This is a genomic window from Myxococcus llanfairpwllgwyngyllgogerychwyrndrobwllllantysiliogogogochensis, assembly GCF_006636215.1.
GTDB lineage: Bacteria > Myxococcota > Myxococcia > Myxococcales > Myxococcaceae > Myxococcus > Myxococcus llanfairpwllgwyngyllgogerychwyrndrobwllllantysiliogogogochensis.
This window is the reverse complement of record NZ_VIFM01000730.1, coordinates 1-469: the sequence shown is the minus strand read 5'-3', so window position 1 is coordinate 469 and position 469 is coordinate 1. Positions and strand designations below refer to the sequence as shown.

Sequence of the window (469 nt, the reverse complement as noted above, 5' to 3'; positions counted from 1 at the left end):
GAATTGCGAAGCGCGCCGCGGCCACGGCTGCGCGTATGCTCGGCGCATGGGTGAATTCGACCTGATCGCACGCTACTTCCGCCGCCCCGTGCGCCGCGCCGCGCTCGGCGTGGGCGACGATTGCGCACTGCTCGCGCCTGCCGCCGGCATGCACCTGGCCGTCTCCAGCGACATGCTGGTGGAGGGCCGGCATTTCTTTCCCGACGTCTATCCCGCGCACCTGGGCCACAAGGCGCTGGCCGTGAACCTGTCGGACCTCGCCGCCTGCGGTGCCCGGCCGCTGGCGTTCACGCTGGCCTTGTCGCTGCCGCGGGCCGACGAGGCCTGGCTGCAGGGCTTCTCGGACGGGCTGCTGGCGCTGGCCGACGCACACGGCTGCGAACTGGTGGGTGGCGACACCACCCAGGGGCCGCTCAACATCTGCATCACCGTGTTCGGCGAAGTGCCGACCGGCCAGGCGCTGCTGCGC

General features: G+C 71.9%; 1 protein-coding gene. It reads left to right on the top strand.

Going from position 1 to position 469, the window contains the following annotated elements; all coding sequences use genetic code 11:
• Positions 1 to 46: 46 nt before the first annotated feature.
• On the top strand, positions 47 to 469 hold a 423-nt coding region (locus FJV41_RS57360; RefSeq protein WP_246137935.1), incomplete at its 3' end, for an AIR synthase related protein.